Annotated in this window: 22 protein-coding genes; 14 read left to right on the top strand and 8 right to left on the bottom strand. The window is 47.5% G+C overall.

What is annotated here, in order from left to right:
- Positions 1-3 precede the first annotated feature (3 nt).
- On the bottom strand, positions 4-534 hold the full coding sequence (locus KNO76_RS07460) for a metallophosphoesterase family protein (RefSeq protein WP_214884310.1): 531 nt from the start codon (positions 532-534) through the stop codon (positions 4-6).
- Positions 531-1,022 (bottom strand): YajQ family cyclic di-GMP-binding protein, encoded by a 492-nt coding sequence (locus KNO76_RS07455; protein WP_026824501.1) that lies wholly within the window; start codon positions 1,020-1,022, stop codon positions 531-533. The genes KNO76_RS07460 and KNO76_RS07455 overlap by 4 nt, the downstream gene beginning before the upstream one ends.
- Positions 1,023-1,090: 68 nt before the next feature.
- Between KNO76_RS07455 and pulA the strand changes: the two genes are divergently transcribed.
- The gene (pulA, locus tag KNO76_RS07450; RefSeq protein WP_214884307.1) at positions 1,091-3,088 is read left to right on the top strand and encodes a type I pullulanase; all 1,998 of its coding nucleotides are present in this window, start codon (positions 1,091-1,093) and stop codon (positions 3,086-3,088) included.
- Positions 3,089-3,102: 14 nt separating this feature from the next.
- On the opposite strand, the gene KNO76_RS07445 is transcribed toward pulA, so the two are convergent.
- On the bottom strand, positions 3,103-3,267 hold the full coding sequence (locus tag KNO76_RS07445; protein WP_084483550.1) for a YycC family protein: 165 nt from the start codon (positions 3,265-3,267) through the stop codon (positions 3,103-3,105).
- A 130-nt stretch (positions 3,268-3,397) separates the two neighbouring features.
- Here KNO76_RS07445 and KNO76_RS07440 point away from each other — a divergent pair, with 130 nt between their 5' ends.
- From KNO76_RS07440 to KNO76_RS07425, 4 genes are all read left to right on the top strand, one after another.
- A complete protein-coding gene (locus KNO76_RS07440; protein WP_214884304.1) occupies positions 3,398-4,198 on the top strand; it encodes a hypothetical protein in 801 nt (266 codons plus the stop codon).
- 91 nt (positions 4,199-4,289) lie between these two features.
- Positions 4,290-6,413 (top strand): MMPL family transporter, encoded by a 2,124-nt coding sequence (locus tag KNO76_RS07435; RefSeq protein ID WP_214884301.1) that lies wholly within the window; start codon positions 4,290-4,292, stop codon positions 6,411-6,413.
- Positions 6,414-6,661: 248 nt separating this feature from the next.
- Positions 6,662-7,294, top strand: a complete 633-nt coding sequence (locus KNO76_RS07430) for a YitT family protein (protein WP_214884298.1) — start codon at positions 6,662-6,664, stop codon at positions 7,292-7,294.
- Between the two features lie 103 nt (positions 7,295-7,397).
- A complete protein-coding gene (locus KNO76_RS07425; RefSeq protein ID WP_214884296.1) occupies positions 7,398-8,117 on the top strand; it encodes a YwiC-like family protein in 720 nt (239 codons plus the stop codon).
- A 1-nt stretch (position 8,118) separates the two neighbouring features.
- On the opposite strand, the gene KNO76_RS07420 is transcribed toward KNO76_RS07425, so the two are convergent.
- From KNO76_RS07420 to KNO76_RS07410, 3 genes are all read right to left on the bottom strand, one after another.
- Positions 8,119-9,066, bottom strand: a complete 948-nt coding sequence (locus tag KNO76_RS07420; protein ID WP_214884293.1) for a DUF4003 family protein — start codon at positions 9,064-9,066, stop codon at positions 8,119-8,121.
- Between the two features lie 89 nt (positions 9,067-9,155).
- A complete protein-coding gene (locus KNO76_RS07415; RefSeq protein WP_026824494.1) occupies positions 9,156-9,587 on the bottom strand; it encodes a type III secretion system chaperone family protein in 432 nt (143 codons plus the stop codon).
- Positions 9,588-9,654: 67 nt separating this feature from the next.
- A complete protein-coding gene (locus KNO76_RS07410; RefSeq protein WP_026824493.1) occupies positions 9,655-9,921 on the bottom strand; it encodes a metal-sensitive transcriptional regulator in 267 nt (88 codons plus the stop codon).
- 276 nt (positions 9,922-10,197) lie between these two features.
- Between KNO76_RS07410 and KNO76_RS07405 the strand changes: the two genes are divergently transcribed.
- The 5 genes from KNO76_RS07405 to KNO76_RS07385 all read left to right on the top strand — a co-directional run bounded on the left by KNO76_RS07405 (position 10,198) and on the right by KNO76_RS07385 (position 15,660).
- Positions 10,198-10,503, top strand: coding sequence for a rhodanese-like domain-containing protein (locus KNO76_RS07405; protein ID WP_214884290.1), 306 nt, complete (start codon positions 10,198-10,200; stop codon positions 10,501-10,503).
- Complete coding sequence (locus KNO76_RS07400) at positions 10,500-12,965, top strand: CoA-disulfide reductase (RefSeq protein WP_214884287.1); 2,466 nt, start codon at positions 10,500-10,502, stop codon at positions 12,963-12,965. The genes KNO76_RS07405 and KNO76_RS07400 overlap by 4 nt, the downstream gene beginning before the upstream one ends.
- A 208-nt stretch (positions 12,966-13,173) precedes the next feature.
- Positions 13,174-14,619, top strand: a complete 1,446-nt coding sequence (locus KNO76_RS07395; RefSeq protein WP_214884284.1) for an alanine/glycine:cation symporter family protein — start codon at positions 13,174-13,176, stop codon at positions 14,617-14,619.
- An 85-nt stretch (positions 14,620-14,704) separates the two neighbouring features.
- Entirely contained in the window at positions 14,705-15,160 is a 456-nt protein-coding gene (locus KNO76_RS07390) for a hypothetical protein (protein WP_214884281.1), read from the top strand.
- A 53-nt stretch (positions 15,161-15,213) separates the two neighbouring features.
- On the top strand, positions 15,214-15,660 hold the full coding sequence (locus tag KNO76_RS07385) for a hypothetical protein (protein WP_214884278.1): 447 nt from the start codon (positions 15,214-15,216) through the stop codon (positions 15,658-15,660).
- 39 nt (positions 15,661-15,699) lie between these two features.
- Here the strand turns inward: KNO76_RS07385 and KNO76_RS07380 are convergent, their stop codons facing one another.
- On the bottom strand, positions 15,700-16,656 hold the full coding sequence (locus tag KNO76_RS07380; RefSeq protein WP_214884269.1) for a metal ABC transporter solute-binding protein, Zn/Mn family: 957 nt from the start codon (positions 16,654-16,656) through the stop codon (positions 15,700-15,702).
- A 175-nt stretch (positions 16,657-16,831) separates the two neighbouring features.
- On the opposite strand from KNO76_RS07380, the gene KNO76_RS07375 reads away from it, so the two are divergent.
- From KNO76_RS07375 to KNO76_RS07365, 3 genes are all read left to right on the top strand, one after another.
- A complete protein-coding gene (locus KNO76_RS07375) occupies positions 16,832-17,767 on the top strand; it encodes an alpha/beta hydrolase (RefSeq protein ID WP_214884266.1) in 936 nt (311 codons plus the stop codon).
- 63 nt (positions 17,768-17,830) lie between these two features.
- Positions 17,831-18,430: a histidine phosphatase family protein gene (locus KNO76_RS07370; RefSeq protein ID WP_026824485.1), complete on the top strand. Its 600-nt coding sequence runs from the start codon at positions 17,831-17,833 to the stop codon at positions 18,428-18,430.
- A 10-nt stretch (positions 18,431-18,440) separates the two neighbouring features.
- Entirely contained in the window at positions 18,441-18,917 is a 477-nt protein-coding gene (locus KNO76_RS07365; RefSeq protein WP_214700984.1) for a DUF456 domain-containing protein, read from the top strand.
- A gap of 75 nt (positions 18,918-18,992) precedes the next feature.
- On the opposite strand, the gene KNO76_RS07360 is transcribed toward KNO76_RS07365, so the two are convergent.
- Complete coding sequence (locus KNO76_RS07360; protein WP_026824483.1) at positions 18,993-19,466, bottom strand: YwpF-like family protein; 474 nt, start codon at positions 19,464-19,466, stop codon at positions 18,993-18,995.
- Positions 19,467-19,579: 113 nt separating this feature from the next.
- Here KNO76_RS07360 and KNO76_RS07355 point away from each other — a divergent pair, with 113 nt between their 5' ends.
- Positions 19,580-19,882: a hypothetical protein gene (locus tag KNO76_RS07355; RefSeq protein ID WP_026824482.1), complete on the top strand. Its 303-nt coding sequence runs from the start codon at positions 19,580-19,582 to the stop codon at positions 19,880-19,882.
- Positions 19,883-19,988 lie beyond the last annotated feature (106 nt).

Here is a 19,988-nt window from a genome sequence, read left to right as displayed (position 1 = left end):
ACACTATTCCCGGTCAAAGATGACGGCGCCGACGTTGATAACATATCGTTTTTTCTTCAAGTGAAACGGTGTCCCGATTTCCCATGGAAGAGATTTACCTTTTCGATAAATACCCGGAATGTGACTGTGTCCGATGAAGACGAACGGGTATGTCCCTTTCTCGACAATCGGTTCCCAGTCCTCGTTCCATTTGACTTGATGCCCATGTAAAAAGCGTGCCTCTCCAAGAGTCGTCTGTTCGGGTAACAAGGAAATTCGTGTTTTCACAGGGTGGTCGATGACGAGTACCTCGTCGATTCGCTCCTCCTGATTGCCCCGTAGACTTGGGAAGGTCAGTAACGCTTCATAATTTGGGTCGTACGTCACAACGTCTTCGACATGATGAAACCGCTCATGGCGTCGCTTCTTTCCGATATGGCACTCATATAGGTCGCCGAGACAGAGGATGTGCTCCGTTTCGCGATGAACGTCATCGAGAACAGCCTTTAAATCATCAAACGAACCGTGCGGATCACTGATGATAGCGAGTTTCATCGGAAGTTCGTGAATTGGGCATCGACGGACAACTCGAGCTCACGCACGAGTTGCATGACGGCCTGGAGGTCATCACGTGATTTACCCGTGACACGAATTTGGTCGTCTTGAATTTGTGATTTTACTTTTAATTTTGATTCTTTGATGGCGTTGTTGATTTTTTTTGCGTCATCTTTATCGATACCGCTCTTCAATTTCACGCGTTGACGCACCGTGCCGCCAAGTGCGTGCTCTACTTTTTGATAGTCGAGGTTTTTTGTCGGGACACCGCGTTTGATCAATTTCGTGATCAAAACGTCTTTTAATTGCTCGAGTTTATAGTCGTCATCCGAGATGAGGACGAGGTCGCCATTGTCGAGGGACATCTCACTTTTTGAGCCTTTGAAGTCATAACGGTTTAAAATTTCCTTTTCCGCAATTTGGATTGCGTTCTTTACTTCTTCAAGATTCATTTCTGACACGATATCGAAAGAATTGTCTTTTGCCATGTTTCATCCATCCTTTGTGTGGTTTTGTTATAATGATAGCAGATTTGAAGCAGTGAAGGAGTGAAGAGATGGAACGTACAATGGATCAACATACACATGCAGACTTAGATCACGTTGCCTATCACGGGAAAGACCTAGGGGTGACGTTCAAAGGGGAACAGATTCGACTACGTGTCTGGTCTCCGGTCGCGGAACAAATGTCGGTCAAGGTATATCGCACAGCCCGTGCCCGTAAGTTTGAACGACTCGAACTAGAACCGGCTGAAAAGGGGACGTGGGTGATTGAACTCGACCGTGCCTTATACGAAGATCAATTTTATGTATTTGAAGCGATGATTGGCGGCAAGAAAGTAGAATCGCTCGACCCATATGCGAAAGTCGTCGGAGTGAATGGGAAGCGTGGATGTCTGCTCGACCCGGCATCTTTGAACCCGGACCATTGGATCAAAGAACGTCCGCTATTCAATTCTTCACAAGAAGCGGTCATCTATGAAGCGCACGTCCGTGATTTGACGAGTCATCCGGAGAGCGGGGTCACGCACCGTGGCAAGTTCTTAGGTATGACCGAGACAGGTACGATGACCACGAGCGGTTACCCGACCGGACTCGATTACATCACCTCGCTCGGCATCACGCATCTTCAATTGATGCCGTTCTTTGACTACGGCTCGGTGAATGAGTCGCGTGAGGGGGAAAACAACTATAATTGGGGCTACGACCCGGTGCATTACTTTGCGGTCGAAGGTTCTTACGCTTCGTCGGTAGATGACCCGGCGACGCGAATCATCGAATTAAAAGCAATGATTCAGGCGCTTCACGATCGAGGCATCCGTGTCATCATGGACGTCGTATTCAATCATACGTACGATGCGTTGACGACGCCGCTCGGTCAATTTGTCCCTGACTACTACTATCGATTAAATGAAGACGGGACACTAGCAGATGGTTCGGCATGCGGGAACGATACGGCATCCGAGCGCACGATGATGCGTAAGCTCATGGTCGAGTGTGTCACGTACTGGGCCAAAGAATTCATGATTGACGGGTTCCGTTTTGATTTGATGGGACTACATGACGTCAAGACGATGAATCAGATTCGAAAGGCGCTCGACCGCGTCGACCCATCAATCCTTGTCATCGGGGAAGGTTGGGATTTGGATACGCCCCTTCCAGTCCGTAAAAAAGCGAACCAACATAATGCGCACAAAATGCCGCGGATTGCCCAGTTCAATGACGGGATTCGAGACGGTGTCCGAGGAGACGTCTTCATCGAAGACTTGCCGGGCTGGGTGAGTGGAAACACGGACATGACAGCAGACGTGAAACGAGGGATTGCTGGTGGAATCACGAGCCAAAGTTTCGCTGATGAGCCGAACCAGGTCGTCAACTACGTTGAATGTCATGACAATTTGACGCTTTGGGACAAGTTATCCGTGACGAACCCTGAAGATGATGAGACGACACGTCGGCGCCGTCACCGCTTAGCGACATCGATTGTGCTTCTTGGACAAGGGCTTCCGTTCCTCCATAGTGGCCAGGAGTTCTTCCGGACAAAAGACGGGGATGAGAACAGCTTTAACTCAGGTGAAGTCGTCAACCGTGTGGACTGGACACGAGCGGAACAAGAAGCGCCAAGTGTAGAATATGTCAAAGGCCTTTTGCGTCTGCGGAAGCAATATCCGCTATTCCGACTCGAGAACACGGAACAGATTCGTAAACACTTACGTTTCTTCGATGAAGAAGAAGGCGTGATTGCGTTTGAATTGAGCCGCCACGTAGAGGGTTACGTAGAAAGACACATCGTGTATCATAACGGGCTCGAAGAGGCGGTCGAGGTCAAACTTCCTTCTGGTAAGTTTGAGGTGAACGTAGAAGACCATACCGTCAATCTGACGGCACCGCGCCAAGTCGAAGAACGCCACATGACGGTGGCACCCCTTTCGACACTTGTCGTGACCGAGCGTCGCCCGGATTACAGCAAATACGCTGTGGCCGGTGGTGCTGCACTCGCCGTGATCGGCGGTCTCTGGTATGTATCGAAGAAGCGGAAACGTAAAGAGCAGTAATCAAAAAGGAGACGTTAATCCGTCTCCTTTGGTGTGTCTCCCTCTGATTGAGATGATTCGAGTTGCATCATTTTTTGGACGAGGATGTGCTTCGGCATATGCATCAGTTCTTCGAGCGGGACGTTTAATTTTTTCGCAAGCTCAACAGCGGTCTCTGGCGATAATTGTAATGGACGCATTGGAATTCTCCTTTCTAAACCATAAATCTATACCGTCAGTATACAGGAAAATAAGAAATGTGTTGAACGAACACATTCAAAATCGAATTTCGTTTCGGTCGTTGCTAAGCTGAAATTAGGAAGTGATCAAATGTACAAACAAACAGCAGACTTTCAATTTCATCAAACGATCGAATGGTTAGAACGTGTCGGTGAAGGTTGGATGTTGTACTTGGCGCAAACTGGCTTTTTGTTCTTTGACGAGTCATCTCAAATTCGCTGGGAGATTGACTGGATATGGACACCGTGCGCCCTATATGTGGAGCCGAATACGACGCGTGCCGTAGCTTGGTTTCAAGAAAGAGGATTTTATGGAGTCATTGATTTACAACGAGGAACGATGGAGACACATGCGATTCCACAAAGATTCAACGGAGATTGGTTTAGCAATCTGCACCATTGGCAAGGTAATGACATCTTCTTATATTCAGCCGAATCGGATGTCGTGGCTTTGAACCTTGACGATCATACGTTTCGGTATAGTCGTTACGAGGAAGTCCCGATGTTCGGGGACATCATCGAGCTGGCGTATCAAGGGACGTATGATTTCGAACGATTCACACCTGAAACATGCGTGACCCTGTTCGATGAACGAACTCATCATTTTTTAGTTGAAAATGTGATAACGAATGAAAACTGGCGCATTCCCTACCAAGGAGACCGTGACACGGTCATTCTCGATCAAGTCGGAGAAACGACGGCCATCACATCGACGGAGTCGTTTCAGCTATTTCACCGGGATAAAGAGCTATTTTGTTCAAGCGCGTGTGCGGACAATCAATTATTGAAGGTTATGCTATTAGACGACCGAGGCGATCGTCTCGTCGTCTTGTCCGCACCACCAAGATTTTGTCATAGTTGGCTTCAAGTTTTTGAACGACAAAGCTCCTGAACCGAGCACGGGTTCAGGATTTTTTTGTGAAGTGATGCTGAATGGAGAAAGAAACGGGAAGTAAATGGTTAGATAGGGAGGAGTGACAAGGATGGAATGGTTGGGTAGGCAGTTAATTCGCTTTCGATATGGGGTGCTACTCGTTTGGGCAATTTTAATTGCGGGGTCAGTTTATTTTGGATTGCAGCTTCCGAGTGAATTAAAAGGAAACGGTTTTGCGATTCAAGACGGACGGTTCCAACAAGTGGAAGATACATTGAATGAACGATTTGATCGGGCAGGGGCATCCATGATCGTCTTATTCGAAGGTGGGGACCTAGATGCGATTATGGACGAACAACAGGAAAGCTTTGAAGCGATTCCAAAGATTGACGGGGTGATCACACCGGCAGAGAACCCAGACGCCCGGTCAGGAGACGTATCCTATTTCGTGCTGGAATTCGAAGATTACGATGCGGCGGAATCCTCGATTGATGCCGTCCGAAACGCGCTCATCGTGGACACGGATACCGAAGTCCGCTTGACGGGAGAACCCGTATTTGCGGACGATTTGAATGAGGCTTCAAAAAATGACTTAATTCGGGCAGAGTTAATCGGGATTCCGGTTGCGCTTGTTGTGTTGTTGCTCGTTTTTGGCACACCACTCGCCGCGCTCATGCCGTTACTCGTCGGGTTGATTACATTCATTGTGGCGGCGGGATCACTATTCTTTTTTGCACAAAACATGGAATTATCCATCTTTGTCCTGAATGCTGTAGCGATGATTGCCATCGCGCTCGGGATTGATTTCTCCCTGTTACTCGTCAATCGGTATCGTGAAGAATTGGCGCGTGAACAATCGAGAGAAGAGGCCATCATACGAACCGTTGCGACGGCCGGGCGGTCGATTCTCTTCTCGGGACTTTGTGTATTTGTCGGATTGGCCGGCCTATTGTTCATCCAGGTCGACGTTTTTCAGGCAATCGCACTCGGTGCACTCATTGCGGTTGCAGGGGCGGTGTTATCGGCACTGACACTCTTGCCGTCATCTCTTTACTTAGTCGGTGAGGCCTTGAATAAAGGACGTATCATCAAGTCTGATGAGACCCGTTCTGAAAAGCGTTGGCAAAAGCTTGCCCGCTTCGTGATGAAGCGTCCCGTGACGATGACACTCGTTGCATTGTTGTTATTACTACCGAGCCTTTGGTTCGTTCGCGATTTAGAGTTGAACATACCAGATGCCGACGCGCTCCCGACCTCATACGAATCACGAGCTGCGCTCGAGCGATGGGATGATGTGTTTGGGGATAATTCGACCGATGCGGTCATTCTGTTCGAAGCGAACGATTTGACCGATCCGATGATTTTAGAGGAATTGACGAGTCTCACGGATGAGTTGAATGAAGTCGACATCGTCGATAACGTCTCGACTTTCCTGACGACATCGGGGTTAACACCGGAGACGTTTACGCAACTCGCCCTGGCGGCACCTGAACAACTCGTTCCGCTTGAACGCCTCGTCACACTTGACGGGAATACGGATTTGGCACTCGTCAACGTGAGCTTTGATGTACCTCCGAGCGACAAAGAAGCGCAAGCATTCGTACGCGATTGGCGAAATCAAGGGTTCGAAGTCGGTGGACCGGCAGCCTTCAATGAAGAGATTTACGACGAAATTTATGACAGTATCCCCTATGCGGTCATCACTGTCATCTTGGCGACATTCTTCATCCTCATGTGGGCGTTCCGTTCTATCTTGATTCCGATCAAAGCGATTCTCATGAACGTGCTCGGTCTAGGGGCGACGTTCGGACTGCTCGTCATCATCTTTGAGTCGGGCTATGTGTATGATGCCGAGACAATCAGTATTTTGACTCCGGTCTTTATCTTCTCGCTCGTCTTTGGGTTGTCGATGGACTACGAGGTGTTTCTCGTTTCACGAATCGAAGAATATTACCGGGAGACGGGTGACAATGACTACGCGACGGAGATGGGACTGGCGAAAACGAGTAAAATCATTACCTCGGCAGCCATCATTATGATTGTTGTCACCGGTGCGTTCGCCTTCACAGGCGTCAGCCCGATCAAACAGCTCGGAGTCGGGATTGCGCTCGCCATCTTTATTGATGCGACCATCATCCGGATTCTGCTCGTTCCGTCCCTCATGAAACTGTTCGGGGATTGGAACTGGTGGTGGTTCGGGAAGAAAGATTTACCGAAACGTAACATGCACTAAAGGTAACATTCAGCAACTAAATCAAAATATGTGGTAAACTGTGTACAAGATTACGCGCAATTTGAGAAAGGAAGGTCTTTATGGATACCGAGAGGACATGGCCTCTGTTCCAACTTCCGGACTTCTAGCGTTGAAGGATCACAATCACGTGTATCAATCAACAAACGGAAGATCGGAGATGGAACAGATGGAACCGCGGCTACGACTGAGGATCCTCCTCTCCGTCAAGAACGGGGAGGACAATCGGAATGAAACGAGTTGCTACCATAGTGCTCGGAACGCTAATCATGGCGTTCGGTTATTATTATTTGAATGAACAGTTTGGTTTGGCGGAAGGCGGGTTCGTCGGATTATCGCTACTCGGTCGTTATTTATTTGATATCGACCCGGCGATTTCGATGATCGTGCTCGACATCCCATTTTTTATCGTCGCTTTGTGGTGGAGAGGATGGCGTTTTGTCGGGCAGGCGGTATTAGCCGCTTCGTGCTTATCGCTCAGTTATGCGATGTGGGACCGTCTCGATTTGCTCACGTTTGATATTCAAGTATGGCCGGCGACGTTATTCGCTGCCATCGCGAGTGGGATTTTGACCGGATATGGTCTCGGTCTCGTCTTGAAGTCAGGTGGAGCTACCGGAGGCGACGATTTATTCGCCATTGGCTTATCGAAATGGACAGGCGTGTCGGTCGGCACGATTTTGATTATCTTTGATGTGATCGTCCTTGGGATTTCACTCATCTATTTACCATTATCGAGCGCATTGTATACGCTCGTCGCGGTGTCAATCGCCGGGCGGGTCGTCACAAAGATGCTCGTCGTCGACGAACCGCAAGCGACACCTGTCGTGCCAAATTGGACACCAAAAAACGATCTCGCATGAGATCTTTTTTTGGTTCATATTTTTCTTTTTCGCTATTTGTGTCAAATCTCATAGATTATGCCTTCACCGTCTAATACACTGAAGGATGAAGGAGTGATAGGTGATGAAATGGATGATTCCAAATCAACATGGGGCATGGTCGATGCTCATTTTACCGTTCGTTCTCGGAGGAATGGTCGGAGGATGGACATGGGCACACGTATCTTTTGCAATCGCATGGCTATTTGTTTACATGGGTACATTTTTCTTATTCCAATACATAAAACAGCGCAAGAAGTCGCGTGACCTCTTACGCACGGTAATGATGTATCTCATCATTGCTATCGCAGCTATCGTGCCAGTATTTCTCGTGGTGTGGAGTCTCATCTGGTTCGCCGTTGCGATGATCCCATTTGGTCTCGTGAACGCTTACTTTGCCAAAATCAAAGATGAACGAAACGTATGGAACGACGCTAGTGCTGTCACTTCGTTCTGTATCGGCGGGATGGCGAGCTATTATCTTGGGGCACGCGTCTTAGATGAGACGATGATATGGGTGTTTGTCTTACCATACTTATATTTCTTCGGGAGTATCTTTTTCGTCAAGACGATGATTCGGGAAAAGAAGAGCATTATTTATCGGAACCTTTCGTGGGGGTATCATATACTACTGATCATCGTGTTCATTGTACTGGGTTATCCTCTGCTCGTATTAGCTTACGCACCAAGCCTGATTCGTGCTATTTGGTTCTACGGCAAAAAAGTCCCAATCATGAAGATTGGGATTGTGGAGATTGCGAATTCTGTATTTGTACTGACGTGTCTCGCGACATACCTCGTCTAATTTAGTTCGTGGACGTGGTACTGGCAATGACTGCGGCAGTCGTGGCAGCCGTCATCGCTTGTTGCATCGCGAGCAGATGAGCGAATGTGCCGTGAAGCAATAAATCGTTCGCTTCTCCAGTAGTGATGTGGTCGGCTGCCACAAGTTGAAGAGCGACGAGCACGCTATGTGTATTGAACCAGCGCTGCTTGTCTTTTTCCACATCCACAATTTCTTTTACGGCGTGTATGGAATCCATGTTCGGCTCTGTCACGATGCTAAGTAGGGCGAGCGCAGGCAAGTGTTCACGACGGATGGATACTTCTACTTCCTCTAAGTGCGACTTCCAAGTGAGCAATCGTGACACCGCTTCTTCTGGAGAAGAGTCGCTGAATGTCAGTAAATGAGAGACGAGTTGAAGTTCGTTTGACTTCGGAAGTCGGTCTTTCAATAATGTATAGTGCTGCTCGATGCGTTCATTTAAATCGATGACGTCGTCAAACGCTTGGACGAGTACGAGTGCTGATAACAAGTCTTCCTCACTCGTCAACCAGGGATGATGTTGCTTAAACGTTTGGTACAGGTCCGTCGCCTCATCGAGTCTTTGCTCAGGGTGATCTACATTGATCAGTTGATTCGCTAAAAAAGGACGCAATGAACTGAAGCGGAAGTGTTTACGGTCGAGCAATGTATCAAGTCGGAGCGCCTCATCGATCGCAGTTCCGATGTCTTCGTACTTAGCGTCGAGAAACGAAAGCCACACGAGGTTTTGGCTACCTCTGAACTTTGAGAATATCTTTGTTTTTTGTTTCAATGTATCACGTGCGTCTGAAAATCGTGATGCATCGAACGGGGTGTTGTGAATCGCGTAATGAATGGCCATCAAGCGTCGGAAATCATCTGTCAGTTCCCATTTCGTCGCTTCTTTGATGGCATCTAGTGCCTCTACATATCGTTCATAACGTGTCATGTCGAATCGCCTCCTTGGTCAACCATACGAGATGGAGTAGAAAGATGTTTCAAAAAAGCCGCCACGGAAAAAATCCGGGCGGCTTTTCATTATTGTACTTGTGTATACAATTTTTGCATGTACTCGTTCACTTCATCGGCCGCTTGGAACATCATGAATGAGTGTTGCAAGATGATCTCTGGTGAGAAACCGAGGTCGAGGTCGAGTGTCGAGGCGAGTGTGACATCACGATCGCTGTCGAGTACGCAGCGGAAGTATTTGAACTCCTGGTTGAACTCGTTCAAGGCATTGAGAATCGGTAAATCTTCTACATAGTCTGGGACGTGCGTGACGGTCGCAGCGTACAACTCAGCGTCTGTCGTCTTTTTGTTAAAAGCGATAATCATAACGGGCTGAGCCCCGGATTTTGTTGTTTCACGCGTCAAAAACGTGACGTGCGTTTCAGTGTCGCTCTCTTTGAACGTCATATTGCGTTCAGCGGCGAGCGCTTTGAATGATTCTACTTTTTCTTCGAAGTTCACAAGGAAATCCCCCTTAGTAAGTCGTTACTCTAACTTTCTCCCATTTGAACAGGGAAAGCAAGGGGAACTAGCGTTTCATCAACATTTTAATGGCTTCTTCTACCGTTTCTGACGTATCTTCACCATCTTCCTGAGCTGTGATGATGCACTGCTCTAAATTCTTAGCCACGATGATTGTCGAGGCACGATCGAGTGCGGATCGGGCGGCACTGAGTTGTGTCACGACATCGCGACACTCTTTCCCTTCTTCCATCATACGAATGATGGCGCGAATTTGTCCTTCCACGCGTTTCATGCGATTCAATACTTTTGCATCGTATACATACGGTTCCATATCATTCACCTCTATAGGAAAAATTGTTCAGTTAACCAACTATTCATTGTGTAGGCTTATCTTAATACATGGGGGAGTATGTGTCGAGCATCAACTATCCGAATGAGCAATGAAGAAAAATTCTACATTTCGTCAAAATTATTTCTTGCATTCTAATACCTAAGGGGGTATATTAATGACGTGGAAGCGAAATGTTCAACAAATCACAAACTTGTTGGACGCCAGCTACCAAGCCGAATGGTATAGATTGAATCGAAAAGGAAAGGTAGATCAGTGATGAAAGCATCCGCTTTAAAACGTCAGATGGACTTTGAAGTGCCTGTAAACATCGTCGACGTACGTGAACGTGACGAGTTTGAAGAAGGTCATATCGAAGGTGCAAAAAACTATCCGTTATCAGAAATCACCACTTGGATTGATACACTCGATCCTGCTGAAGAATATGTCGTTCTTTGCCGCTCTGGTGCACGTAGCACGCAAGCAACTTGGCAAATGGAGGCAAGAGGCTATAAAGTGGTCAATATAGAAGATGGCTTGATGAGTTGGCCAGGAGAAGTCGTCAGAGGAGGAAATGGACAATGAGTAAAAAAATCGTAATCGTTGGTGGAGTAGCAGGTGGTGCATCTGCAGCAGCACGTCTCCGTCGTTTAAATGAAGAAAACCAAATTGTCATGTTCGACCGTGGGGAGTATATTTCATTCGCGAACTGTGGTCTTCCATACTACATCGGAGACGTCATTCAAGATCGTCAAAAATTGCTCGTTCAAACAGTTGAAGGAATGAACAAACGTTTCCAACTCGATATCCGCAACTTGACGGAAGCGACAAAAATCAACCGTGACGAAAAAACGGTGACAGTGAAACACGTCCAAACCGGTGAAACGTATGATGAGTCATATGATGTACTCATTTTATCACCGGGGGCGAAACCGATTCGTCCGAACATTCCTGGAATCGATGAAGCAGAAGATATTTTCACACTACGTAACATCCCGGACACGGATAAAATTCGTAGCTACGTTGATGACAAAGCACCAAAACACGCAACAGTAATCGGTGGGGGCTTCATCGGGATTGAGATGGCGGAAAACTTACGTGAGCGCGGCGTTGACGTCACACTCGTCGAGATGGCAGACCAAGTCATGACGCCACTTGACCGCGAGATGGTCGCTCCAATTCATGAACACATGCGCCTTCACGGTGTCGAACTTCAATTATCAGACGGTGTTTCTTCATTCTCTGAAAAAGGGAAGAAAGTACATTTGACAAGCGGTCGCGTCATCGATACGGATATGGTCATCATGTCAATCGGTGTCATCCCTGAATCGACGATTGCACGGGAAGCGGGCCTTGAGACAGGTACGCGCGGCGCGATTCGTGTCAACGAAAAAATGCTCACATCAGATCAAAATATTTATGCAATCGGAGATGCCGTCGAAGTACTCGACTATGTCTTCCAAGAACCAACCGTTGTACCACTCGCATGGCCAGCGAACCGTCAAGGACGTCTTGTGGCGGATATCATTAATGGTCGTGACGTTAAATACAACGGAACGATGGGAACAGGAATTGCCAAAGTGTTTGATATGACGGTCGCATCGACAGGATGGAACGAAAAACGTTTGAAAGCGGCTGGTAAGACTTATGAAGCCGTCCACGTGCACCCGGGTTCACACGCAGGGTACTATCCAGGATCGACACCAGTTTCGCTCAAACTCTTGTTCCACCCAACAACGGGTGAGATTTACGGTGCGCAAGGTGTCGGCATCAATGGAGTCGACAAACGTATCGATGTCCTTGCCACAGCGATGAAAGGTGGTTTGACAGTTCTTGACCTTCCGGATCTCGAACTCAGTTACGCTCCACCATTCAGTTCAGCGAAAGATCCGGTCAATATGATCGGCTATGTCGCTTCGAACGTCGTGCTCGGCGACAACGAAGTCGTACATTGGGATGAAATCGATGAGCTCGTGAAAAATGGAGCGACATTGCTTGACGTGCGTGACGAATCAGAACATGAACTTGGGAAGATTCCGGGATCAATCAACGTTCCGTTGAATTCATTACGTGAAAACTTAGACAACTATGACCGGAATGAAACAATTTATGTAACGTGCCAAGTCGGTCTGCGTGGATATCTCGCATCACGAATCTTGCGTCAAAACGGATTCAAAGTGAAGAACTTGAGCGGTGGCTACAAAACGTGGTCACAAATCAATCGTGATTTCGAGGCGCTTGAAGAGGCGAACACATCAAATGAAACTGCAGCAACTGTTGTAGAGGAGGAATCAGCACAGATGACGAATGCACCAATTGGTGAAGCGGTTATTTTAGACACGTGTGGTCTACAATGCCCGGGACCAATTCTGGAAGTGAATAAGAAAGTCGCAGACCTCGGAGAAGGCGAAACGCTCCGCGTACTCGCAAGTGATCCAGGATTCTTCGCTGATATCGAAGCGTGGGCGAAGAAGACAGGCAATAAGCTCGTCTCGAAACAATTTGTTAACGGACGAGTCGAAGCCATCCTTCAAAAAGGACAAGGTCCGGCTGCTCCGCAGGCGGGCGCTCCAACAAAAGACGGTGCGTCAATGGTCGTCTTCAGTGGAGACCTTGACCGTGCGCTCGCATCCCTCATCATTGCGCAAGGTGCTGCAGCGATGGGTAAAGACGTGACGATGTTCTTCACATTCTGGGGACTCAATGTCATTCGCAAACCGGACGCACCGGAAGTGAAGAAACAAGGCCTTGAAAAAATGTTCGGTATGATGATGCCAGGACATGCCGGCGAACTTCCGCTCTCGAACATGAACTTCGGTGGTGTCGGTCAAAAAATGATGAAAAAAGTCATGAGTGACAAGAACGTCCCTTCTGTCGAAGAGATGATCAAGTCAGCGCAAGAAGCAGGTGTGAGAATGGTAGCCTGCACGATGTCGATGGATGTCATGGGCATCAAAGAAGAAGAACTGATCGAGGGGGTCGACCTTGGTGGTGTTGCGGCATATCTTGGCGCAGCAGAAGACGGCAACTTGAACCTCTTTATCTAAATATGAAATATTTAACGAATCGGGTTGCGATGAGCAATCTGATTCGTTTTTTTTTTTTTTTTGCAAGATTCGATTTGGTCAAATAGTCCATCATGCAAGAAAGTGAATTAATATTGCAATTTTCGTATAATTTACCTATAATTCTACTCATGTTAAAAAAGTTGACATGACTTTTTTGTTAAGAGTTTTAGAATGATGGAGGATTAGTATGGAGAAATTGGTAGAGAAGCTTGTTTCGCAGGCGAACGATTTGTTGTGGTCGCAAGTGCTCATCGTTGTACTTGTCGCATTAGGTCTTTATTTTACGGTTCGTATGGGGTTCGTCCAGTTCCGTATGATTCCTGAAATGTTCCGTCTTTTGTTTAAAGAAGGGACGGCGCGTGAGAAAGGACAAGTATCTTCTTTCCAAGCGTTCGCAATCGGAACGGCGGCACGTGTCGGTACAGGTAACATTGCCGGTGTGGCGACAGCGATTGCGCTCGGTGGTCCAGGGGCGGTCTTTTGGATGTGGCTCATTGCCTTGATTGGAGCAGCATCTGCATTCGTCGAAAGTACATTGGCACAAGTGTATAAGATTCGTGACGGACGCACATGGCGCGGGGGACCGGCTTATTATATGGAACGTGCGCTTGGTCAACGCTGGCTCGGTGTTTTATTCGCAATTTTGATTACGTTCGCATTTGGATTTGCATTCAACTCGGTACAGTCGAATACGATTTCACTCTCTGTGAGTAATCAGTTTGGGATCAGTACAACAGTCGTTGGGATTGTCCTTGCGATTGTGACGGCCGTTGTCGTCTTCGGTGGGATTCAATCTATCGCACTCTTGTCGAGTATTATCGTTCCAGTCATGGCAGGTGGCTATATCCTACTCGCGATTTGGATCATGGTGACAAATGTCAATCTCCTACCAGACGTCTTCAGCCTCATCTTCTCAGAGGGAGTCCTCGGAATCGAGCAACTCTTCGGTGGTGCGATTGGTGCGGTGGTGCTTCAAGGGATTCGTCGTGGTCTCTTCTCGAACGAAGCAGGTATGGGTTCTGCGCCGAACGCCGCTGCAACAGCGGAAGTGTCACACCCTGTCAAACAAGGATTGATTCAATCGTTTAGTGTCTTCGTGGATACATTACTCGTCTGTACATCGACAGCGATGATCATCTTGATTTCAGGAGTAGCAGGTTCAGAATCGTTTGCAGGTGTCGAACTGACACAAGCTGCATTGACAGCAGAAGTCGGTCCGGTAGCGACATCGTTCTTGACGATTGCAATCTTCTTATTCGCTTTCAGTTCGATTCTTGGAAACTATTATTACGGAGAGACGAACATTCAGTTCATCTCAGATAAAAAAATCTACGTCACGCTCTATCGCATCGGTGTCGTCGGAATGGTCTTGTTTGGTGCGGTCCGTTCTGCAGGTCTCGTCTGGTCGATTGCGGACGTGTTCATGGGTCTCATGGCACTCGTGAACTTGTATGCGATCTTCCGCTTGGCGAAGGTGGCTCGCGCCGTTCTCGATGATTACTTGTTACAACGTCGAGCAGGAGAAGACCCGGTCTTTTATGTCGACTCGGTTGAGAACCTTCCTGGCCGTGAATATATCGAAGCTTGGGAGAGCGAACCAGAAGAACAACAAACAGGAACAAATCGTTTTTGATGTAGGAAACCGTCTACGAATTTAAGTAGGCGGTTTTTTTACATATACAAGACGGGTAATGTCATAAAAAAGGGGGCGTTCATGTATGGAGACGACGCATTATGTACGTGTTTCCCCAGAAGTATGGGTATCGTTCAACCAAGAACCGGAGATGATTTTAGACTGGTTGATTCATATGCATGAGCAATATCGGGATCGGGACGACACGCTGACGCTTCCGAATGTGGAACCGTTTCAACGCGTGCTCAGTCAAATCGAAGTGTATATCGATGGGGCGGACACATACAATATGGAAATGGCACTCGTTGGCGAGGAGTTGATTGTGAATGAAGCGCAGGCGGTCGTTGTCGGTATACTGACTCCTCAATTGCTTCACATCGTCAAAGACACGTTGCATGCGTTCGGACGAGATGACGTGAAAGACATGGCGCTCGTGGCAAAAGATGAGTTCGAGACGATTTGGGGAGACTGGACCCGGTTGCAACAGTTCTGTGAGACGGCCGTGTCCCGAGAAGAGTTTGTCTTAATTTATTATGAGTAAGGATGGACCTGATGTGATACTATGTAAAAAAATGGTATAAAGGAGATTCGCTCATGGACGTGATTGGCACACTCATCTGGATTGGCATTCTGATTAACCCGTTTCTTGCGTATCAAACGGGAGTCAAGTCGCTTTATCGCATCACGCTCATCTCATTCACTGTATTCTTGGTGACATGGGGGTACGCTGTGACGGGCGGGGTGGTGCCTGTCCTATTTGACACGGCTTGGAACGTTCTACTCGCCGCTTATATTGGTCTATTGGTGTTGAATAGCTATCTCGTCAGCAAACGGTTTGTTCCGAAGATGACATGGATTCGTTTTGGTGTGATCGCACTGATTGGATTTGGTGTCAGTCAAGCGTGGTTGGGAATGAGTACAGGGGAGTGGACGCGATCATTCTTCATGGACGGGGATTTCTGGATGATGAGCGTCATAGTATCGCTCCTGATCCTGCTTCTCGTCACGATGAAGACGTTAGACCGTCGAATAGAAGCATGAAAAAATCCCGAAACGAGCCATCTCGTTTCGGGATTTTAATTATTTCAAAGCTGTCTCGAGTGCCTTGACGTTTTCACGCATCAAGTCGAAATAGCTCTTATCCATCTGTTCTTTTGTGACCGATTCCAAGTTGTAAATCGTCACGCTTTCTGCGCCGATTTCTTGCTTCACGACCTCAGCAACTTTTGGTGTGACCGTGTCTTCAAAGGCAATATAGTTCAAGTCGTGGAGACGAGCCTCTTCAATGATTCGTTTGAGGGCTTGTTGTGATGGTTCTTCAGAAGGTGTGAGTCCGGCGATTGGTAATTGTTCGAATCCATAGCGTTCAGCTAAATAGCCATAAGCGGCATGCGTTACAAGAAGTTCTGATTTCGTCCCGTTTTCGACCGCTGCTGCCAATTCACTATCTAGGGAGTCCGTTTCTTCTTTGAATGCACTTAAGCGATCCGCAAACTCGTCTTTATAGTCCGGGGCCTCTTCACTGAGAGCTGCTTCAACGGCTTCCGCCATTGTAAAGGCGTTCATTGGGTCGAGCCAAACGTGAGGGTCGTATTGTCCGTGGTCGTGATGGGCATGCCCGTCTTCCGAGTGTCCATCTTCTTCATGAACATGAACGGTATCAGTTGCATCGAGCAACACCACGTTCTCCGCTGTTTTAACGAAGGTGACGTTCTGTCCATCTAAACTCTTCTCCATTGATTCGACATATGGCTCTAAATCGTGACCAATCGTCAAAAAGAGATCGGCTTCAGCAATTTGAGTCATCTGCTTAGAAGTGGGTTCAAATGTGTGCGGGTCTGCTCCGGGTGGAATGACCATTTCGACGTTGACTTGATCTCCGCCAATTTCTTCAGCTATTGACTTTAAAGCGAAGGTCGAGGCATACACCGTCAATTTGTCGCCCGTTGATTCCGTTGTGTTATCTCCTTCGGTATTACCGCAAGCTCCAAGTAGAAGCGTCCCGGCAGCGACGGCACCTAGCCATGTCTTTTTCATCTTTCATCGTCCACCTTTCAAAAATTATCTGAATATTAAATCGTAACAATTACGTTTTATGACTGCGATTAATATTATAGTGTGCCTTTCGAAGCACGTCAAGTCCGACTTCTGATGGATAGATTTTTGAAAAAAACGGGAATATGATTAAAAAAAGGGACGAGGAGTGGATTGTATGAGAAAGGAGACTGCCTGGTTTGTAGGTGGTGCGGCGATTGCTGCCGCGACTGCAGCCGGGGCTAGCGTGTGGAGTCAGTATGGGTCACTTGTCAGATGGCAAGAACCCGAATTGCCGATTCGACCGACAACACGCCGGCGTCACACGTACACGTATAAAATTGTCAACGATCGTCCGCTCCAATTTGATTTATATCTCCCTCCAGGTGAAGGTCCATTCCCGGTAGCGGTCTATGCACACGGGGGAGCATTTGTCAGAGGGGACCGGAGCATGGTGACGTTGTTTCATCCGTTACTCGATCACTTTTTAGGGAAAGGAATCGCTGTCGTCAGTATCGATTATCGCTTATTTGAAGATGGGGTGTATTTCCCTGATAATATCTCCGATGCTTCAGATGCACTTTGCTATTTGAAGAAACACGAGTCGTTGTTGATGCTTGATACACAGCAATTACTCGTGTGGGGCGATTCTGCGGGAGCGGCTTTGTTGCTCGCGACAGCACTCGATCGTCACAAACAATTTGTAGGTGAACTCGGGGATGATCTCCCAAAAATCAAAGGGGTTATCGCCTTGTATCCACCAACAAACTTTTTATTATTCAAGTTCATTCAGACGTGGTTGGCTCATTTGAAATTCTATGAAGGAAGCCGTGAAGAGTGGCGTGAACTGATGGTGAAATGTTCACCCGTTTCCCATTTATACGCTGATGCACCGCCAATCTTATTGTTACATGGGAAGAAAGATCCGATTGTGCCATTTGGCCAGGCGCTTCACTTCGTCGAACATGCGAGTGACGTCGGTGCGAACGTCCAACTCATTTCATTTCCTAATGGAACGCACTCACTTGCAAGTTTCCTGCAATCGGACAATCCAATCAACGAAAAACAACTTATGGTACGCATCAACCGTTTTATTGATGAATGCATGGTATGACGTTGCGATTTTTAGGGAAGATGGTACGATGAGTGATGATTGAAAGTATAAGGAGTGGAAGTAGTGACAGAGTTATGTTTAGTCAGGCACGGTCAGACCGATTGGAATCGTTTAGAAATTATTCAAGGGCGCGAAGATAATCCTTTGAATGCACTCGGACGTCAACAGGCCGAAGAGAGTGCAGCTTTTTTAAGTCAAGAACAGTGGGACATCATCGTTTCTAGTCCCTTATCGCGTGCGGTTCATACGGCAGAAGCGATTGCGACATCATGTGGTATCGAGCATGGGGCGATTCGTTTAGATGAACGGTTTATTGAACGTGAATTTGGAGCGGCATCGGGACAACCGGTAAAAGGTATTTATGAGGCTGTTCAAGCCGATGATCAAGAGCGCCTTCCTGGCCTCGAGTCGGAAGGTGAGATGCGCGCCCGTGTTTTAGAAGGAATGAAGCATTTGGTCGACACACATCCAGGCAAGCGCATCATTGTCGTCTGCCATTCACATGCAATCAAAGCAGCGCTTTCAGCGATTGATGACACATACACGTTCCGTCATGCGATGCGGAACGCCTGCTCGAACTATATCATCCATCAACATGGTCAGTTTGAGGTGAAGGCAGTCAATGTAGCTGACCATATCACCGATCCGGCCATTATGAAATGAGGAGAATGTCATGACGACCTTATTATGGGTATTTATTATCGCATCATTTGTAGTCGCTTTTGCCGGACTCATTTACCCAGTCATTCCGAGTGTCCTATTCTTGTTTATCGGTTACATGATTTATGGGTTTGGTTTCTCATTTGAGCCACTGACTTGGACGTTCTGGGTATGGCAATCCGTCTTCCTCATCTTTTTGTTTGGGGTTGACTATGTCGTTACCCGGGCAACGGTGGACAAACGAGGTGGCTCGGAACGAGCGAAATGGGGCGCGACGATCGGCTTGATTGCCGGACCTTTCATATTCCCGCTCGTCGGAGTCCTTATTTTCCCGTTCATCTTCGCATTTTTGGCAGAATTGACGCTCGGGAAGACGACACGCGAGGCATGGAGTATCGGCGTCGGGACGGTTCTCGCCTTTCTCGGCAGCACGTTGTTAAAAGTTATCGGAATGACAATGATGGTCATCTTGTTCTTTATCTACGTGTGAGGCGGAGGTTATTTCTCCGTCTTTTTTTGTTTGAAGGGTCCAAGGTTGTGGGGAAATAAAAATAAGGTCATTCGATTATTCGAATGACCCGGTTTTGACTAATTGATTAAAGGCGAAACGGCTGAACGTTTGCTGCAGCTCGACTTTCTTCTCGAAGAAAGCTGGTTTCAAATTCGATGTGGCAACCCCATCTTGAATCAAGGAATCAAGCACTTGTTTCGTAGCATCCTGTTTCGGGATCAACATAAGTCCCTCGGCGACGAACGTATGATGATCGTTCAAAGCGCGTTCGCTCGTGAACGTCAAGGCGAGCGCAGCCGGGGCATTCGTCCGGGACGTAATGATTGCCTCGGCGAGGATAAGAATTCGTTTGTTTAAGTAGTGATGGAGCGTGACCGCGGACTCGGTCGGTACGAGCATCTCGAGTAGCCACTCAGAGTCGTGTTCTTTGGAGATGATCAATCCGTCGAGCAAATCGATTGGTAAGTTCAGTTCATTGCCGTATTCGTCTTGAACGAGACGGACTTGGACGAGGCGAAACGTTTTCATAGGATCGTTCCTTTCCGCGTTTTCTTTAGACCATCTTAACATAGTATGATGAATAGAATATGTTAAGATAACGGGGAGGAAACAGAAAAATAGAGAGTGAGGGAGGCATCAAGATGAGTTGGGTTGTTGGCGTAATCGGTTATGTGACGATTCTGGCGATTGTCTACTATGGTGTCCTTTTCTTCAAAGTGAAAGGGGAGCGGAGTCGGGCCGGCTATCGAATCTTTCTTTTGCTTGCCGGACTGTTTTTAGTCAGTGGGAGTGATTATATCATTGCACTGTTCCAAGGGGACACCGAAGCTACGTTTTGGCAACGGACTGTCTATTTTGTCTTGATATTGCTCTCTTTGTCGATGGCGCTTTACTTTCGGAGAAAAGAAGATCAAAGCCAAGCGGGCGAGATGACGATGGTATAAAAAAGGTTGTGGGAATGTGAACTGAACCGAAAAAGTTAGACACTAAATAGTTTCGTTAGGCGACCTTTAGAACCTGCGTCCGGTATTCCACCGGGCTCAGGTTTTT

The organism is Exiguobacterium sp. s101, from assembly GCF_018617835.1.
Classification (GTDB): domain Bacteria; phylum Bacillota; class Bacilli; order Exiguobacteriales; family Exiguobacteriaceae; genus Exiguobacterium; species Exiguobacterium marinum.
This window is presented reverse-complemented; position numbering and strand designations above follow the sequence as displayed.

Excerpts from the sequence above, each read along its gene's own strand:
- KNO76_RS07460 (WP_214884310.1), bottom strand. The coding sequence starts at position 534 with ATGAAACTCGCTATCATCAGTGATCCGCACGGTTCGTTTGATGATTTA.
- KNO76_RS07455 (WP_026824501.1), bottom strand. The coding sequence starts at position 1,022 with ATGGCAAAAGACAATTCTTTCGATATCGTGTCAGAAATGAATCTTGAA.
- pulA (WP_214884307.1), top strand. The coding sequence starts at position 1,091 with ATGGAACGTACAATGGATCAACATACACATGCAGACTTAGATCACGTT.
- KNO76_RS07445 (WP_084483550.1), bottom strand. The coding sequence starts at position 3,267 with ATGCGTCCATTACAATTATCGCCAGAGACCGCTGTTGAGCTTGCGAAA.
- KNO76_RS07440 (WP_214884304.1), top strand. The coding sequence starts at position 3,398 with ATGTACAAACAAACAGCAGACTTTCAATTTCATCAAACGATCGAATGG.
- KNO76_RS07435 (WP_214884301.1), top strand. The coding sequence starts at position 4,290 with ATGGAATGGTTGGGTAGGCAGTTAATTCGCTTTCGATATGGGGTGCTA.
- KNO76_RS07430 (WP_214884298.1), top strand. The coding sequence starts at position 6,662 with ATGAAACGAGTTGCTACCATAGTGCTCGGAACGCTAATCATGGCGTTC.
- KNO76_RS07425 (WP_214884296.1), top strand. The coding sequence starts at position 7,398 with ATGAAATGGATGATTCCAAATCAACATGGGGCATGGTCGATGCTCATT.
- KNO76_RS07420 (WP_214884293.1), bottom strand. The coding sequence starts at position 9,066 with ATGACACGTTATGAACGATATGTAGAGGCACTAGATGCCATCAAAGAA.
- KNO76_RS07410 (WP_026824493.1), bottom strand. The coding sequence starts at position 9,921 with ATGGAACCGTATGTATACGATGCAAAAGTATTGAATCGCATGAAACGC.
- KNO76_RS07405 (WP_214884290.1), top strand. The coding sequence starts at position 10,198 with ATGAAAGCATCCGCTTTAAAACGTCAGATGGACTTTGAAGTGCCTGTA.
- KNO76_RS07400 (WP_214884287.1), top strand. The coding sequence starts at position 10,500 with ATGAGTAAAAAAATCGTAATCGTTGGTGGAGTAGCAGGTGGTGCATCT.
- KNO76_RS07395 (WP_214884284.1), top strand. The coding sequence starts at position 13,174 with ATGGAGAAATTGGTAGAGAAGCTTGTTTCGCAGGCGAACGATTTGTTG.
- KNO76_RS07390 (WP_214884281.1), top strand. The coding sequence starts at position 14,705 with ATGGAGACGACGCATTATGTACGTGTTTCCCCAGAAGTATGGGTATCG.
- KNO76_RS07385 (WP_214884278.1), top strand. The coding sequence starts at position 15,214 with ATGGACGTGATTGGCACACTCATCTGGATTGGCATTCTGATTAACCCG.
- KNO76_RS07380 (WP_214884269.1), bottom strand. The coding sequence starts at position 16,656 with ATGAAAAAGACATGGCTAGGTGCCGTCGCTGCCGGGACGCTTCTACTT.
- KNO76_RS07375 (WP_214884266.1), top strand. The coding sequence starts at position 16,832 with ATGAGAAAGGAGACTGCCTGGTTTGTAGGTGGTGCGGCGATTGCTGCC.
- KNO76_RS07365 (WP_214700984.1), top strand. The coding sequence starts at position 18,441 with ATGACGACCTTATTATGGGTATTTATTATCGCATCATTTGTAGTCGCT.
- KNO76_RS07360 (WP_026824483.1), bottom strand. The coding sequence starts at position 19,466 with ATGAAAACGTTTCGCCTCGTCCAAGTCCGTCTCGTTCAAGACGAATAC.
- KNO76_RS07355 (WP_026824482.1), top strand. The coding sequence starts at position 19,580 with ATGAGTTGGGTTGTTGGCGTAATCGGTTATGTGACGATTCTGGCGATT.